16 protein-coding genes are annotated in these 14,852 nt (G+C 72.7%); 3 read left to right on the plus strand and 13 right to left on the minus strand.

The features are described from left to right. Positions 1–19: 19 nt before the first annotated feature. From ABEB17_RS05505 to ABEB17_RS05535, 7 genes are all read right to left on the minus strand, one after another. A complete protein-coding gene (locus ABEB17_RS05505) occupies positions 20–850 on the minus strand; it encodes a L,D-transpeptidase family protein (protein ID WP_345715589.1) in 831 nt (276 codons plus the stop codon). Then, a complete protein-coding gene (locus ABEB17_RS05510; RefSeq protein WP_345715590.1) occupies positions 847–1,761 on the minus strand; it encodes a M15 family metallopeptidase in 915 nt (304 codons plus the stop codon). Before ABEB17_RS05510 ends, ABEB17_RS05505 begins: the two co-directional genes overlap by 4 nt. Before the next feature lie 5 nt (positions 1,762–1,766). Next, positions 1,767–2,942, minus strand: coding sequence for a lysophospholipid acyltransferase family protein (locus ABEB17_RS05515; RefSeq protein ID WP_345715591.1), 1,176 nt, complete (start codon positions 2,940–2,942; stop codon positions 1,767–1,769). After that, entirely contained in the window at positions 2,939–3,973 is a 1,035-nt protein-coding gene (locus tag ABEB17_RS05520) for an NAD-dependent epimerase/dehydratase family protein (RefSeq protein ID WP_345715592.1), read from the minus strand. Before ABEB17_RS05520 ends, ABEB17_RS05515 begins: the two co-directional genes overlap by 4 nt. Before the next feature lie 107 nt (positions 3,974–4,080). Continuing rightward, complete coding sequence (locus tag ABEB17_RS05525) at positions 4,081–4,179, minus strand: 30S ribosomal protein bS22 (RefSeq protein WP_003792170.1); 99 nt, start codon at positions 4,177–4,179, stop codon at positions 4,081–4,083. A gap of 153 nt (positions 4,180–4,332) precedes the next feature. Further along, positions 4,333–4,533: a helix-turn-helix domain-containing protein gene (locus ABEB17_RS05530; RefSeq protein WP_345715593.1), complete on the minus strand. Its 201-nt coding sequence runs from the start codon at positions 4,531–4,533 to the stop codon at positions 4,333–4,335. Positions 4,534–4,734: 201 nt separating this feature from the next. Then, on the minus strand, positions 4,735–5,922 hold the full coding sequence (locus ABEB17_RS05535; protein WP_345715594.1) for an acetoin utilization protein AcuC: 1,188 nt from the start codon (positions 5,920–5,922) through the stop codon (positions 4,735–4,737). Positions 5,923–6,013: 91 nt separating this feature from the next. On the opposite strand from ABEB17_RS05535, the gene ABEB17_RS05540 reads away from it, so the two are divergent. Together ABEB17_RS05540 and ABEB17_RS05545 are read left to right on the plus strand one after the other, a co-directional pair. Beyond that, on the plus strand, positions 6,014–7,438 hold the full coding sequence (locus ABEB17_RS05540; RefSeq protein WP_345715595.1) for a TrkH family potassium uptake protein: 1,425 nt from the start codon (positions 6,014–6,016) through the stop codon (positions 7,436–7,438). Between the two features lie 22 nt (positions 7,439–7,460). After that, positions 7,461–8,099 carry a potassium channel family protein gene (locus tag ABEB17_RS05545; RefSeq protein ID WP_345715596.1) on the plus strand — a complete coding sequence of 213 codons (639 nt, stop codon included), beginning with the start codon at positions 7,461–7,463 and terminating at the stop codon, positions 8,097–8,099. A gap of 133 nt (positions 8,100–8,232) precedes the next feature. Here the strand turns inward: ABEB17_RS05545 and ABEB17_RS05550 are convergent, their stop codons facing one another. Beyond that, the gene (locus ABEB17_RS05550; RefSeq protein ID WP_345715597.1) at positions 8,233–8,751 is read right to left on the minus strand and encodes a GNAT family N-acetyltransferase; all 519 of its coding nucleotides are present in this window, start codon (positions 8,749–8,751) and stop codon (positions 8,233–8,235) included. Positions 8,752–8,908: 157 nt separating this feature from the next. Here ABEB17_RS05550 and ABEB17_RS05555 point away from each other — a divergent pair, with 157 nt between their 5' ends. After that, positions 8,909–10,468, plus strand: a complete 1,560-nt coding sequence (locus ABEB17_RS05555) for a tetratricopeptide repeat-containing diguanylate cyclase (RefSeq protein WP_345715598.1) — start codon at positions 8,909–8,911, stop codon at positions 10,466–10,468. Positions 10,469–10,473: 5 nt separating this feature from the next. On the opposite strand, the gene ABEB17_RS05560 is transcribed toward ABEB17_RS05555, so the two are convergent. Genes ABEB17_RS05560 through ABEB17_RS05580 form a run of 5 tightly spaced genes read right to left on the minus strand, consistent with a single transcriptional unit; the run spans position 10,474 to position 14,833 of the window. Beyond that, entirely contained in the window at positions 10,474–11,595 is a 1,122-nt protein-coding gene (locus ABEB17_RS05560; protein WP_345715600.1) for a GNAT family N-acetyltransferase, read from the minus strand. A gap of 12 nt (positions 11,596–11,607) precedes the next feature. After that, positions 11,608–12,411 (minus strand): pyrroline-5-carboxylate reductase, encoded by an 804-nt coding sequence (gene proC / locus ABEB17_RS05565; protein ID WP_345715601.1) that lies wholly within the window; start codon positions 12,409–12,411, stop codon positions 11,608–11,610. A gap of 3 nt (positions 12,412–12,414) precedes the next feature. Continuing rightward, complete coding sequence (locus ABEB17_RS05570; RefSeq protein ID WP_345715603.1) at positions 12,415–13,350, minus strand: proline dehydrogenase family protein; 936 nt, start codon at positions 13,348–13,350, stop codon at positions 12,415–12,417. Between the two features lie 23 nt (positions 13,351–13,373). Further along, entirely contained in the window at positions 13,374–14,108 is a 735-nt protein-coding gene (locus ABEB17_RS05575) for an ABC transporter permease (protein WP_345715604.1), read from the minus strand. Beyond that, positions 14,105–14,833, minus strand: coding sequence for an ABC transporter ATP-binding protein (locus tag ABEB17_RS05580; RefSeq protein WP_345715810.1), 729 nt, complete (start codon positions 14,831–14,833; stop codon positions 14,105–14,107). Before ABEB17_RS05580 ends, ABEB17_RS05575 begins: the two co-directional genes overlap by 4 nt. Positions 14,834–14,852 lie beyond the last annotated feature (19 nt).

Raw genomic sequence — 14,852 nt, forward strand, 5'->3', positions numbered from 1 at the left:
GCCGCACGACGGCCCGACGTCAGCGGATCGCCATCACCGCGCCGGCCCGCTCCCAGCGCATCACGCGCAGCAACGAGCCGGTCGGCAGCGAGACGCACCCGGCGGTGCCGTGGCCCAGGTCGACGTGGAAGAAGATGGCGGACCCGCGCCCCGGCGTCCGCGCCTCGTTGTACCCGATCACCTGGGCGTAGCCGTAGGCCGGCGTGTTCAGCAGCTTCTCGGCGCTGTCCCACCGCCCGCTCGCCGGCGTCCGCTGGTGGGTGTTGTAGAGCGAGGACGACGAGTCGTCGACCCAGACGTCCTTGGCGTCCACCCGCAGCCAGGACCCCGTCGCCAGCCCGGGGTTGCCGTTGGCGCCGAAGCCGCCCCGCAGCGGGAAGACCCCGGCGGGCGTGCGCAGGTCGCCCTCGCGCTTGCTCGCGCTCACCCCGTTCTTGCCGACGTGGCCCGAGTACGGCCCGAGCTCGAGGACGTAGTGGCTGCCGCTGCGCCGGCAGGCCCGCACGGTGGCCGAGGAGCCGGACGACGTCACCAGCACGACCTGCGTGGCGCTGACCCCGGACGGCACCGAGCAGCGCGCCGCGGCCGGCTTCGGGTGCGGCTTCGGCCGCGGCTTGGTCGGTCGGGGGCTGGCCTGCTTGACGGGGCTGGGCTTCCTGGTCGGCGTCCGGGTCGGGGTCGCCGTCGCGGTCGCGGAGGGTGTCGGGGTGGCGGACGGCGTCGTGGTGACAGAGGTCGCTGGGGTCGCGGTCGGCGTACCCACGGCCGCCTCTGGCCCGCCGTCGGCACACCCGGTGAGCAGCGCCGTCCCGGCGATGGCCACGACGACCAGGTTGCGGCGCACCGTCATCGGGCGTCGAAGTGCTGGTAGTCGGGGTGCGACCAGCGACCGCCCCAGGTCATCCCCTCGCGGGTGAACGCGCGCACCGCGGCGCTCGAGCTGGACGAGAAGACGCCGGGTGCCGGCGAGCGCCGGTGGGCGTAGTACGCGTCGGGGTAGATCGTGCCGCCGTCGGCGATGTACGGGTTCTCGAAGTCGTTGACGTCGATCGCGCTGCCGTAGGCGTGGTTGGAGTACTGCTTGCGCTCCTCCTCACCCCCGACGTAGCGGCAGTTGAACGCCGAGGTGTTGTCGGCGTCCATCGCGGCGTAGTCGTTGGCTCCTGGGCCCTTGGGGTTCTTGCCCCAGGTGGAGTCCATCGGACGCATCTGCCGGATCCGGAACTGCTGTTCGTACAGCCGCGTGAAGGCCCGCGCGGTGGCCGAGGCGACGTTCTTGTTGACCACGATCGCGCCACGCGAGCGCTTGCCGTCGAAGCCCCAGAAGTTGACCGTGACGTAGCGCAGGCCGGAGCGTCCGACCGGGCAGCCCTTGGTCCAGGAGTAGCCGACCATCCGCTGCCACACCGAGTCCGGGATCGCGGAGACCTGCGCGTTCGCGCCGCCGCCCTGGGCCGGCTGGTTCTTGGGGAACCGCACCGTGGGCTGCGCGCCCTTCGCCGGGACCGGCGCCAGGGCCGTGGGCGACGTCGACGTCGTGCTGGTCGCCTTGCTGGGCTTGGGCTTCGGCTTGGGTTTCGGCTTGGCCGTGGTCGGTGCCGGGGTGGACGTCGTCGGGCTCGGGGCACTGGTGGTGGCCGTCGGCGCGGAGCTGCTGGCGCTCGGACTGGCGGACGTGGCCGTCGTCCCAGGATCGTCCGCGCCGCACCCGGCCAGGGCGAGCAGCGCGACGGCGAGACCGGCCGCGAGGCCGGTGTGCACGGCCCTCACGAGAAGAACACCGACCGGCGCTGCATGAGCAGCGCGTACAGGGTCTGCTGGATCGTCTCGCGCACCTGGTCGGTGATGTTGAAGACCAGCATCGGGTCGTCGGCACCGCCGTCCAGGTCGGCGGTGTCGATCGGTGCCCCGAACTCGATGATCCACTTGCTGGGCAACGGGATCAGCCCGAGCGGGCCGAGCCACGGGAAGGTCGGGGTCATCGGCAGGTACGGGACGCCCAGCAGTCGGGCGAGTGACTTGAAGTTGCCGAGGATGGGGTAGATCTCCTCCGCGCCGACGATGGAGCAGGGGACGATCGGCACCCCCGCCTGCAGCGCCGCGGACACGAAACCGCCGCGCCCGAACCGCTGCAGCTTGTACCGCTCGCTGAACGGCTTGCCGATCCCCTTGAAACCCTCCGGCCAGACCCCGACGAGCTCGCCGGAGCGCAGCAGCCGCTCCGCGTCGGACTGGATCGCCAGTGTGGTGCCGGTCTTGCGCGCGAAGGAGCCCACGAACGGCGCGGCGAACACGAGGTCGGCGCCGAGCATGCGCAGGTTGCGCGACGCCGGGTGCTCGTCGTGCACGGCCAGCTGGGTCATCAGCGAGTCCATCGCGATGGTGCCGGAGTGGTTGGCCACGACCAGCGCGCCGCCGGTGTGCGGGATGTTCTCGATGCCGCGCACCTCGACCCGGAACCAGCTGCGGTACAACGGTCGCAGCGCGGGCAGCACCGCCTCGGTCAGGTCGGCGTCGAAGCCGAACTCGTCGACCACGTAGTCACCGGACAGCCGGCGCCGCAGGAAGGCCAGGGCGTGCGCGACGTGCTGGTCGACGTCCGCGACGCCGGCCCGGCGTCCCTCGGTGACCAGCGCCTCGACGATCGCCCCCACCGCGTGCTGCAGCAGGGTCGCCGGGTTGAGGGCTCCCCCGTGCGTGGGCTGGTCGCCCGGCGGGATGACCTCGGGCACCGGCGGTGGCGCCGAGTCCGCGATCAGCGGGGTGCCGCGGCGCTTGGCCCGCTCCCCGGAGGCGCGTCGGGCACCCGCCGCGAGCACGTCCGCGCCCTTGCCCGTGGGCTTCGGTGCGGGCTTCGACAGGGGCATCGCCGCGGGCTTCGCGCCGCCCTTGGCGCGCCCGCGGTCCAGCGGGATCACCCGCCCGTCCTGCTCCGAGCTCATGCCTCGCTCACCTGCCGGTCCACCCACTGCTCGGCGGCGCGCGTCGCGTCGACCAGCCGCGGCACCAGAGCGGCGCGCGGCCCGCGCCGGGCGTCCACGAACGACTGGAACGCCTCGAGGGTCGTGTGTCGCGGCTCGAAGCCCAGCACCTCGCGCATCCGGGTGGTGTCCAGCCCGCGTCCGTGCGCCAGCTGGTTCATCTGCTCGGGCGAGAAGTCCGCGAGCCGCGAGCGGCGCACGACCTGGCCGACCCAGCCGGTGGCCTGCATCGGCACCGGGACGGTCACCCGGCCGGCCAGCCTGGCGGCCTGGGAGACCGTGATCACGCCGTCGCCGGCAACGTTCACCAGCCCAGCGCCCTCGGGGCGGACCGTGGCGACCGCGAGGGCGTCCAGCGCGTCGTCCTCGTGGACGAACTGCAGACGGGCGTCGAAGCCGAGCACCGTCGGGACCACCGGCAGCGAGAAGTAGTCGGTCATCGTGGTCGAGATGCCGGGGCCGATGATGTTCGCGAAGCGCAGCACGGACACCTCGACGTCGGCCCGGCGGCGGGAGAAGCCGCGCACGTAGCCCTCGACCTCGACCGAGTCCTTGCCGAAGCCGGCCCGCGGCAGCGCCTTGGGGCCCATGTCCTCGCTGAACATGGCCGGGTCGCGGGGCGAGGAGCCGTAGACCGCGGCGCTGCTCTTGACCACGAGCCGCTGCACGCTCGGCGCCTTCTGGCAGGCGGCGAGCAGCTGCATCGTGCCGATGACGTTGATCTCCTTCATGGAGACCCGTCCGCCGGCGGAGACCGGCGTGGCGATGACGTTGAGGTGCGCGACCGTGTCGACGCCCGCCTGGGCGATCACCTTGGCGATGATCGGGTTGCGGATGTCGGCCCGGACGAACTCCGCGTCGCCGATGGAGTGCGGTGGGGGGACGACGTCCACCCCGATCACCCGGTCGATGCCCGGGTGATCGGTCAGCAGGCGCGCGAAGCGGCCGCCCAGGTACCGGGACACCCCGGTGACCAGCACGACCTGCCCCACGTGTCACCGTCCTCGCTCGACTGCGTCCTCGACTGCCTGCTTCGACTGCGCGTGCTCGGCTCCAGTATGCGGACGGCCCCCGACCGATGGTCCGGGGGCCGCTTCGCTCACTTCTTGTTGCGACGCTGGTGACGCGTCTTGCGCAGCAGCTTGCGGTGCTTCTTCTTCGCCATCCGCTTGCGGCGCTTCTTGATGACCGAGCCCATGGAATACCTCGTTCAGTGTCTGTCGGACGGTGCCTGGTCGCCGGAGCCACTGGCAGCCACCGACCGAATCCCGGCCATCCTACCGCCCGTTGGGGGTAGGTCGGGACGGCGGACGGCCGCCCCCGTCGGGAGCGGCCGTCCGGAGCCCTTGGATCAGGCGGTCTCGATGTACGACGTCTGCAGGTAGTCGTGCACGGCCTGCTCCGGCACGCGGAACGAGCGACCGACCCGGACGGCGGGCAGGTCACCCGCGTGCACCAGGCGGTACACGGTCATCTTCGAGACGCGCATGATCTCCGCCACCTCGGCGACGGTCAGGAACCGCACCTCGGCGAGCTTGTTGTCCTTCGGCATGTGTCCACCGGTCCTCAGGCATGACGCGCGGCACCGGCTTCCCCACCGGTGTCCGATTGCGTGCGTGTTCACGATAGGGGCAGGAGTGACTCGTGGGGAAGACCTAGATCAACATTCACCCGTCTGGTCAAGCACCGCCGCCTTCGGCGTGTCGCGCCGCGCGCCGTCCCTCCCCACTTGTGCCCTTTTGCGCGGACGAGGTCAGTCGAACCAGGCGTCCAGGCCGTACAGCGGGAAGACCGCCTTGCGGGTGGCCATGATGGCCCGGTCCACGCCGTCCTCCGGGTCGTAGCCGACCTCCCAGGAGCGCCACCACGGGTCCCGGCCGTCGCCCATGTGGGCCGGACCGGGCCGGCCGAGCCGGGTGCGGACGTGCTCCAGCCAGTCCGCCGGGACCTCCCGGGACGTCGGCACCGGGGTGTGCGCGGCGATGCCCACCAGGTGCGCCCAGGAGCGCGGGACGACGTCCACCACCTCGTACCCGCCTCCACCGAGGGCCAGCCAGCGCCCGCCGGCCGCCTCGTGGGCCAGGTCGTGCAGGCTCTGCTGCGCGGCGCGCTGGGCGTCCACCGAGACCGCCAGGTGGGCCAGCGGGTCGAGGAAGTGGCTGTCGCAGCCGTGCTGGGTCACCAGGACGTCCGGCTCGAAGGCTCGCACGAGCTGCGGGACGACGGCGTGCAGCGCGCGCAGCCAGCCGGCGTCCGACGTCCCCGGCGGCAGGGCCACGTTGACCGCGCTGCCCTGCGCCCGGGCGCCACCGAGCTCCTCGGCGAAGCCGGTGCCGGGGAAGAGCACCCGCCCGCTCTCGTGCACCGAGATGGTGAGCACCCGCGGGTCGTCCCAGAAGATCCGCTCCACGCCGTCCCCGTGGTGCACGTCGACGTCCACGTACGCGACCTTCTGCGCGCCGAGGTCGAGCAGCCGCTGGATCCCCGCGGCCGCGTCGTTGTAGACGCAGAAGCCGCTGGCCCGGTCGCGCATCGCGTGGTGCAGGCCGCCGCAGAAGTTCACCGCGTGCTCGACCTCGCCGTCCCACACCCCCGTCGCCAGGTCGACGCTGCCCTGCACGACGCGGGCGCTCGCCTCGTGCATGCCGACGAAGGCCGGGTCGTCGTCCGTGCCGAGCCCGCGGGACGGGTCGGCGGACGACGGGTCGAGCGAGGCGGCCTTCACCGCGGCGACGTAGTCCAGGTCGTGCACGGTGGCCAGCAGCGCGTCGTCCGCGGGCTCGGCGCCGACCACCTCGACCCGGCTCGCGTCGTCGAACAGGCCGAGCGCCCGGCACAACCGGGCCGTCAGGTCGAGCCGTAGCGGGTCCATCGGGTGGGCGGCACCGAAGTCGTACTTCGTGAACGAGTCGTCCCAGAGCACGCGCAGCTGCCTCGCCATGCCGCAGACGCTACCCGGCGCGGTGCGCTCGTGCCGGACGCGCCGGAGCGGCACCATATGGGCAGAGCAGTCGGCGAGCAGGGGGGACGTGATGGCGACCAGCCGGGCGGTCCCTTCGGTCACCCGCCGCCTGGGCGGTCCGACCGCGCTCGTGCGGACCTGGATCGACAACGCCGCCCGGCAGTCGCCGGCCCGCCTGGCGCTGGCCGTCTTCGCCCTGGTCATCCTTCTGGTCACGGCGCTGCTGTCACTGCCGGTGGCGACGTCGTCCGGGCAGCGGGCGCCGTTCGTCGACGCGCTGTTCACCGCGGCGTCCGCGGTGTGCGTCACCGGGCTGACCGTGGTGGACACGGCCACGTACTGGTCCGGCACCGGGCAGGTCGTGATCATGTGCGCGATCAAGGTCGGTGGCCTCGGCATCATCACCCTGGCGTCGCTGCTGGGTCTGGCCGTGGCCCGCCGGCTCGGCCTGCGCCAGCGGCTGATCGCCGCCAGCGAGACCAAGGCCCTGCGACTCTCGGACGTCAGCGGGCTGCTGCGCGCCGTCATCATCAGCTCCACCGCGATCGAGCTGACCATCGCGCTGGTCCTGCTGCCCAGCTTCCTGGCCGAGGGCGAGGGGACCGGCACCGCGCTCTACCACTCCCTCTTCTACGGGATCAGCGCGTTCAACAACGCCGGCTTCTCCGTGCACACCGGCGGCGTGGAGCACTGGGCCGGCAACCCCTTCGTGCTCGGGCCCATCGCGATCGGCGTGTTCCTGGGCAGCCTGGGCTTTCCGGTGATGCTCACCGTGGCCACCAACCTGCGGCGGCGCGACGGGGTGCGGCGCGGCCGCCGCGGCTGGAACCTGCACACCAAGCTGACCGTCGTCACCACCTGCCTGGTGCTCGGGGTCGCGGTCGTCGGGTTCGCCGCGTTCGAGTGGACGAACCCCGGCACGCTCGGCGGGATGAGCCTGGGCGACCGGGTGCTGAACTCCGTGTTCGCCGGGGTCATGCCGCGCTCGGGCGGCTTCTCCGCCGTCCCGGTGAACGAGATGCGGGAGTCGACCTGGGCGTTCCAGGACGTGCTGATGTTCATCGGCGGGGGCAGCGCGTCGACCGCCGGAGGGATCAAGGTCACGACGCTGGCGGTGCTGGTGCTCGCGACGGTCGCCGAGGCGCGCGGCGACCGGGACGTCGAGGCGTTCGGACGCCGGATCCCGCCGGGCAGTCTGCGGCTGGCCGTGACCGTGCTGCTGGCCGGGTCCACGCTGGTCCTGGGCTTCAGCCTGGCGCTGCTGGCGATGACCGGGCGCTCGCTGGACGTCGTCCTGTTCGAGGTCGTGTCGGCGTTCGGCACCTGCGGCCTCTCGACCGGGCTGAGCGCCGAGCTGCCGGATGCCGGGAAGTACCTGCTGACCGCCCTGATGTTCGCCGGGCGCACCGGCACCATGACCCTGGCGGCGGCGCTCGCCCTGCGCGACCGCCGCCGCGTCGTCCGGCTACCGGAAGAGAGGCCCGTCGTTGGCTAGCAAGGAACCCACAGGTAAGGCGGTGCTCGTCGTCGGCCTCGGCCGCTTCGGCAGCTCGATCGCCGAGGCGCTGGACCGAATGGGCCACGAGGTGCTGGCCGTCGACAAGGACCCGGCGATCGTGCAGGAGTGGTCCGGCCGGCTGACGCACGTCATCGAGGCGGACTCGGCGACGGAGGAGGCGCTGCGCCAGGTCGGCGCGGCCGACTTCACGATCGCGGTGGTCGGGATCGGCACGTCCATCGAGTCGTCGGTGCTCACCACGGTCACGTTGTCCGACCTCGGCATCAAGCAGATCTGGGCCAAGGCGATCACGCCGGCGCACGGCAAGATCCTGGAGCGGATCGGGGCGACCAAGGTGGTCTACCCCGAGCGGGACGCCGGCGAGCGGGTCGCGCACCTGGTGTCGGGAAAGATGATGGACTTCATCGAGTTCGACGACGGGTTCGCGATCGTCAAGATGGCCCCGCCCCAGGAGACCCGCGGCTTCACGCTCGCCGAGTCCCAGATCCGGGCGAAGTACGGGGTCACCGTGGTCGGCGTGAAGTCACCGAACCGGGACTTCACCTACGCGGTTCCGACCACCAAGATCAGCCCGCACGACCTGCTGATCGTCAGCGGCCAGACGAGCCTGATCGAGCGGTTCGCCGCCCGCCCCTGACCCAGGCAAACCCACGCTTCCGCCACTCAGTCCGGTTTCCGTCACTGCGTCCGGCGCCGGACGCCGAATACCGGCTTGGGTGGCGGAAACCGGCTTGGGTGGCGGAAGCGTGGGGTCCGGGTGGGGGGGCGGGTCAGAGGGTCGTGGTCGGGACCCAGCCGGGGTCGTCGCCGAGCGGCAGGACCATGGCCAGCTCCTCGACGTCCGCGTCGTTCGTCATCGCACGCCGCTCGTCGGCCGGGCGGAAGCCGGCGCTGCTGAAGAAGGCGACGGCGCGGCCGTTGTCCGTCGACACCCAGAGCTTCAGGGCCCGCTGGCCCTCGCGGCGCGCGTGCTCGCCCGCGGCCTGGGTGAGCTGCCAGGCCACGCCCTTGCCGCGGAAGCCGGGCACGACCCACATCCCGAACAGCTCGGCGACGTCGTGCTCGCGGGCCTGCCCGACGGACACGATGCCCACGGCCTCCTCGTCCGACTCGGCCACCAGCCGCGCCGACCGCCCCATCCGCAGGCGCCAGAAGGCCTCGTCGTACGCCTGCTCGTCCTCGTAGCTCGAGGCGAAGGCATCGGGTGCGTCCTGCAGCGCCGCCAGCCTCAGCCCGCGGTAGGTGTTCCAGTCGTCGCCGTCGAGCGCGCGCACCGTGACCTCACTCATGCACGTAGCGTGGCAGATCCGCCCGGGTTTGCGCCGCCTGGGTGGTCCCGAATGCGCGGACGGGTGATCTCCGCAGGTCCCTCTCGCCCTTGCCGATGCAATCAACAGAGGACGACCAGAGGCACGAGGAGTGATATCGGTGGCGTCGGTAGGTGAGGTGAGCCCAGGCACGGTCGTGCTGCGTCCGCAGTTCGGCCCGTACATGAGCATCGCCCTCGCCGCGCACGCCCGGTACCTGGACGGCGACTCCGCCGGCGCGCTGCGCGACGCGGGTGCCGCGATGATCTTGGTCCAGGGCGCCGGCGACCACCTCAGCCAGCGGTTCCTGCAGTACACGCTGTGCTCGGCGCTGCGCGAGCAGGGCCGGCACGAGGAGGTCGTGGACCGCGCCGTCCAGCTGCTGGAGCAGGTTGGGGACGACGACCCGGTCTGGCGGGCCAAGGCGCTGGCCGTGCAGGCGCACGCCCTGGCCTCGCTCAGCCGCTCCGCCCAGGCCATGGACGCGGTCAGCGAGGCCGAGCACCTGCTCGAGGTGCACGACGCCCCGACCTACAACCACATGTCGGCCACCCTGGCGCTGGCCATCGCGCTGCAGCCGTTGCGCAGCTTCGAGCTCGCACTCACCCAGCTCGAGGCGATCCTGCCGCTGCACCCCGGGTACGGCACGTACATCGCGAGCGAGCTGTCCCTGGTCGAGGCGCACTGGGCGGCCACGCTGGACCTCGCCGGCCTGCACGACGAGGCCACCGTGCACTACCGCGCCTGCCAGTCGCAGGCGCTGCGCACCCGCCGCGCCGCCGAGGACGAGCAGGACGCCGAGTTCGGCCTGCTGCGCGCCGACGTGTACGAGGCGTTCGTGCTGGCCCGCCTCGGCGAGCACGACCGGGCCCGGGCCATGCTGCTGCCGATCTCCGACGAGGACCTGCGGGCCGACTACCCCGAGCACGACCTCGCCTACCTGACCATCGGCCGGATCGCGATGGCGCACGGCTTCCCGGACCGCGCCCGCAAGCACTTCCAGCGGGTCGTCGACACCGCCGAGCGCACCGGCCGGGACCTGTGGCGCTCCGTCGCCCTGGACGCGCTCGCCGAGGTCGAGGTCGCGGTGCACGGACCGCACCCGGCGCACGACTGGTTCCGGGCGCAGGTGCTCACCCTGCACCAGGCGGCGGTGCACGAGGCCAGCACGCGAGGCCGGGAGCTGCGCGAGCGCGCCCTGGTCCGCCAGCTGCGTGCCACGAGCGACGAGATGAGCCGAGCCGCCCTGATCGACCCGCTCACCGGCCTGGGCAACCGGCGCGCCCTCACCGACTGGATGGCCGACGCCGACCCGACCCGGGGCGCCGTGTTCGTCGACGTCGACCACTTCAAGACCGTCAACGACACCTTCTCGCACGAGGTCGGGGACCAGGTGCTGCGCTCGCTCGGCGGCATCCTCGCCGACTGCACCCGCGGCGACGACCTGGTCGCCCGCTACGGCGGGGACGAGTTCGTCGTGCTCTGCACGGGCGGCGCCGTCGGCGCCCAGGCGGTGGCCGAGCGGCTGCACCGCGCCGTCCGCGAGCACGACTGGACCACCCTGGCCGACGCGCTGCGGGTCACCGTGTCCATCGGGGTCGCCTCGAGCATCTCGGGTGGCGACGCGCTCGGAGCCGCCGACTCCGCGCTGTTCGAGGCCAAGCGAGCGGGGCGCGACCAGATCGCGGTCGCGGTCTAGGAGCGTCAGAGCAGCCGTTCGAGCTCCAGCTCGACCCGGCCGTCGTCCTCGAGCTCGGTGCGGCCCGTGGCACGGAACCCGCAGCGCTCGTAGAGCCCGGTCGCCGCCTCGTTGCCCTGCACGACCCACAGGACGACGCGACGTCCGGCCAGCCTCCGCCAGGCCGCCACGGCCGTGTCCACGAGCAGCGCACCGGCGCCCCGTCCACGCGCCTGCGGGTCCACCCACATGCCGGTGATCTCGGCCGTCCCGGCGGCGTCGGGGTCGGCGCGCAACGTGATGCTGCCGACCGAGCGGTCCCCCAGCACGGCATGCCAGGTCGTCGCGGTCTCGGCGCGGTCCCGCCACCGCTGCTCGTCGAACGTCAGCGCCTGCGCCACCGTGGAACCGAACGCCTGCGGCGACTCCGCGAGGCTCGCGATCCGGACGTCGCGCACCCGCTCCCAGTCGTCGGCGCCCACCTGGATCACCGACGGGCGCAGCCGGGTGGGCTGCGTCTCCTCGATCCGGTCGCCCCAGGCCGCCAGGAGCGCGTCCAGGTCCAGGTCGAGCACGGCGTCGTCGTCCGCGATCGCCTGCGCCAGCCCCAGCAGGGCCGGGCTGTGCGTGGCGTAGGCCTGGGTGGACGCCGCACCGCGGCCACGGGTGCGCAGGTACGCACTCAGCGGGAGCGCCTCGGCGAGCACGGCCAGCGGGGCGCCGTCGTCGGTCAGGGGACCGACCTGCGCGGGCCACCGCTGCGCCAGGAGCGGGTGCGTGCGGTGGGTCGCGTACAGCCCGTGCCACAACGGGTCCGCCCCGGCGAACTCGACCCGGGCGACCCGGCGCAGGGCGATCGCCGAGGCGCACAGCGCGCAGGGTTCGAGCGTGGTCCGGACGACCGTGCCGGCCGTGGGCAGGTCGTCACCGGCTGCGGCGAGGGCGTTCAGCTCGGCGTGCGCGAGCGGCGTCCCGGTCAGCTGGCGGAGCGCTGCCTCGGTGTCAGCGCTGCGGTTGCGGCCCTCCCCGAGCAGCCGGCCCTCGGCGTCCAGCACGACGGCACCGACGCCCCAGCCGCCCGTCGTGTACGACTCCCAGGCCTGCTCGAAGACCTTGCGCCACAACGGGTCCGGGAACTCGATGGCCATCGCGACGTCTCGTCAGCCCTGGCCGGTCGCCAGCTCGCGGCTGCGGTCGCGGGCCGCCTCCATCGCGGTGAGGAACGCGGCCCGCACCTTGTGGTCGTCGAGCTGGCGCAGCGCCGCCATCGTCGTCCCGGCCGGGCTGGACACCTGCTCGCGCAGCACCGTCGGGTGCTCGCCGGTCTCGCGCAGCATGGTCGCGGCGCCGTACAGGGTCTGCACGACGAGCTCGGTGGACGTCGCCCGTGGCAGCCCCAGCAGCACGCCGGCCTCGATCATCGCCTCGACCACGTAGAAGATGTACGCCGGTCCGGACCCGCTGATGGCGGTGACGGCGTCCAGGTACTCCTCGGGCAGCCGCAGCACCCGACCGCACGAGCGCAGCAGCTCCTCCGCCTCGGCCAGGTGGGCCTCGTCGCAGTGCGCGCCGGGGCTGACCGCGGCCATGCCCTCGTCCACCAGCGCGGGGGTGTTCGGCATGACCCGGACCACCGGAGTTCCTTCTGGCAGACCGGCTTCCAGCGTCGTGGTGGTGATCCCGGCCGCCAGCGAGACGACGAGCGCATCGGGCTGCAGGGACCCGCGGATCTCGCCGAGCGCGGTCGCCATGTCCTGCGGCTTGACGACGAGCACGACCGTCGTCGCGGCGGCCGCGGCCGCCGCGTTGTCGAGCACCTCGACGCCGTACTTCTCGGTCAGCTCGGCGGCGCGCTCGGGTCGCCGCTCACTGATCACCAGCGACTCCTTCGACCGGCCGGAGCGGAGCAGGCCGGACAGGAGGGTCTCGCCCATCACGCCGGCGCCCAGGATCGCAACGGTCATGGCTCAGCCCTTCGTGGCCAGCGCGCGCAGGAAGAACACGGTGTTCGCCGGACGCTCGGCCAGCCGGCGCATGAAGTAGCCGTACCAGTCGTCGCCGTACGGGACGTAGACCCGCATCTTCTCGCCCTGGTCGGCCAGGCGCTGCTGCTCGTCGGGCCGGATGCCGTAGAGCATCTGGTACTCGTAGCTGCCCTGGCTACGACCGGCCTGGACGGCGAGCGCCCCGCCGATGTCGACCAGCCGGGGGTCGTGGGTGGCCAGCATCGGGTAGCCCTCACCCTGCATCAGCACCTTGGTGCAGCGCACGTAGGAGCGGTCGACCTCGTCGCGGGACTGGAAGGCCACGGACTCCGGCTCGTCGTAGGCGCCCTTGCACAGCCGGACCCTCGAACCGTTGCCGGACAGGTCCTTGCAGTCGGCCTCGGTGCGCCGCAAGTAGGCCTGCAGCACCGCGCCGACCCACGGGAAGTCACCGCGCAGGTCGCGCAGCACCGACAGGGTCGAGTCGGTGGTGGTGTGGTCCTCCATGTCGAGGGTGACCGTGGTGCCGGCCTGCTGAGCAGCCTGGCAGATGTCCCAGGCGTGCTCGAGCGCGATCTTCTCGCCGTCCCCCTCGAGCGCCTGCCCGACCGCGGACAGCTTGACCGAGACCTCGGCCCGCCCGTCGGCGCTGAGTCCGGCGTCGGACAGGTGCTGCAGCAGCGTCACGTACGCGTCCCGGGTGGTCCGCGCGTGCGCCAGGTCGAAGACGTCCTCACCGAGGTGGTCGATGGTGACCAGCCGGTGGCTGGCGACCAGCTCGGACGACGCCCGGACGGCGTCGTCGACGTCCGCGCCGGGCACGAAGCGGTGCACGACACCGCGCGAGACGGGGGCGGTCTCGACGAGGTGCCGGACGCGGTCGCTCTTGGACATCTGCAGGAGGGCCTGACGAAGCATGGCGTCAGGCTACGGCAGCGACCTCAGGGCGTGCGCCGCCGCAGGGTCGCCGCCCCGAGCACGACTGCCGCGACGGCGAAGGCGAGCACGACGGCGACGTCCTGCAGGGCGTCGCCGACGGCGTCGGGGTACCGCGTCATGGTGGTCATCGCGTCGACGGCGTACGACAGCGGCAGGACGTCCGAGACCCAGCGCAGGACGTCGGGGAGGGCGTCCCGGGGCAGGAACAGTCCGCAGAGCAGCAGCTGGGGCAGGACGACGGCGGGCAGGAACTGCACGGCCTGGAACTCGGTCGCGGCGAAGGCGCTGAAGAACAGGCCGAGCGTGCAGCCGAGCAGCGCGTCGACGACGGCGATGACCAGCAGCAGCCAGACCGGCCCGGCGACGTCCAGCCCGCAGACCACGATGGCGAACGCGGTGGCGAGCACGGCCTGCAGCACCGCGAGCAGGCCGAACGCGACCGCGTAGCCGCCGACGAGGTCGCCCTTGCCCAGCGGCATGGCCAGCAGCCGCTCGAGGGTGCCCGACTGCCGCTCGCGCAGCGTGGCGACGCTGGTCACCAGGAACATCACGACGAACGGGAAGATCCCGAGCAGCGGCGCCCCGATCCGGTCGAACACCTGCGTGCCGGAGTACATCCAGGCGAGCAGCCCGATCAGCACGCAGGGCACCACGAGCATCAGTGCGAGGGTCCGCCGGTCGTGCCGCAGCTGGCCGAGCACCCGCAGGGCCGTGGCCAGCGTCAGTCGAGGGCTCATGCCGCGGCCCGCTCGACCAGGGCGAGGAAGGCCTGCTCGACGTCGTCCGTGCCGGTGCGTTCGAGCAGGGCGGCGAGCGTGCCGTCGGCGAGCACCGCACCCTCGCGCATCAGCACGAGGCGGTCGCACCGGGTCGCCTCGTCCATCACGTGGCTGGACACCAGCAGCGTCGTACCGGTGGCGGCGATCTCGGCGAACAGGTTCCACAGGTCGCGGCGCAGCACCGGGTCGAGGCCGACGGTGGGCTCGTCGAGCACGAGCACGCCCGGGGTGCCGAGCAGGGCGACCGCGAGCGAGACCCGTGAGCGCTGCCCACCGGACAGCCGGCCCACCCGCGCGCCGGCCTGGCTCGTGAGGTCGACCTGGGCGAGCACCCGGTCGACGTCGCTGCTCGGCCCGCTGGTGGGCGCGCCGACGACGGTGGCGAAGTACCGGAGGTTCTCGGCGACGGTGAGGTCGTCGTACACGCTGGGCGCCTGGGTCACGTAGCCGACCTGGCGACGCAGCGCGGCGCTGCCGGCGGGCCGTCCGAAGACCGCCACCGTGCCGGCCGCGACCTGCTGGACGCCGACGATCGAGCGCATCAGGGTGGACTTGCCGCAGCCGCTCGGGCCGAGCAAGCCGACGACCTGGCCGCTGGGCACCGTCAGGTCGAGCCCGTCGATGACCGTGCGGCCGGCTCGGACGACCCGCAGCCCGCTGATCTCTACCGCTGATTCATTCATCACCCGATGAATTTAACTC

This window comes from Angustibacter luteus, from assembly GCF_039541115.1.
GTDB lineage: Bacteria > Actinomycetota > Actinomycetes > Actinomycetales > Angustibacteraceae > Angustibacter > Angustibacter luteus.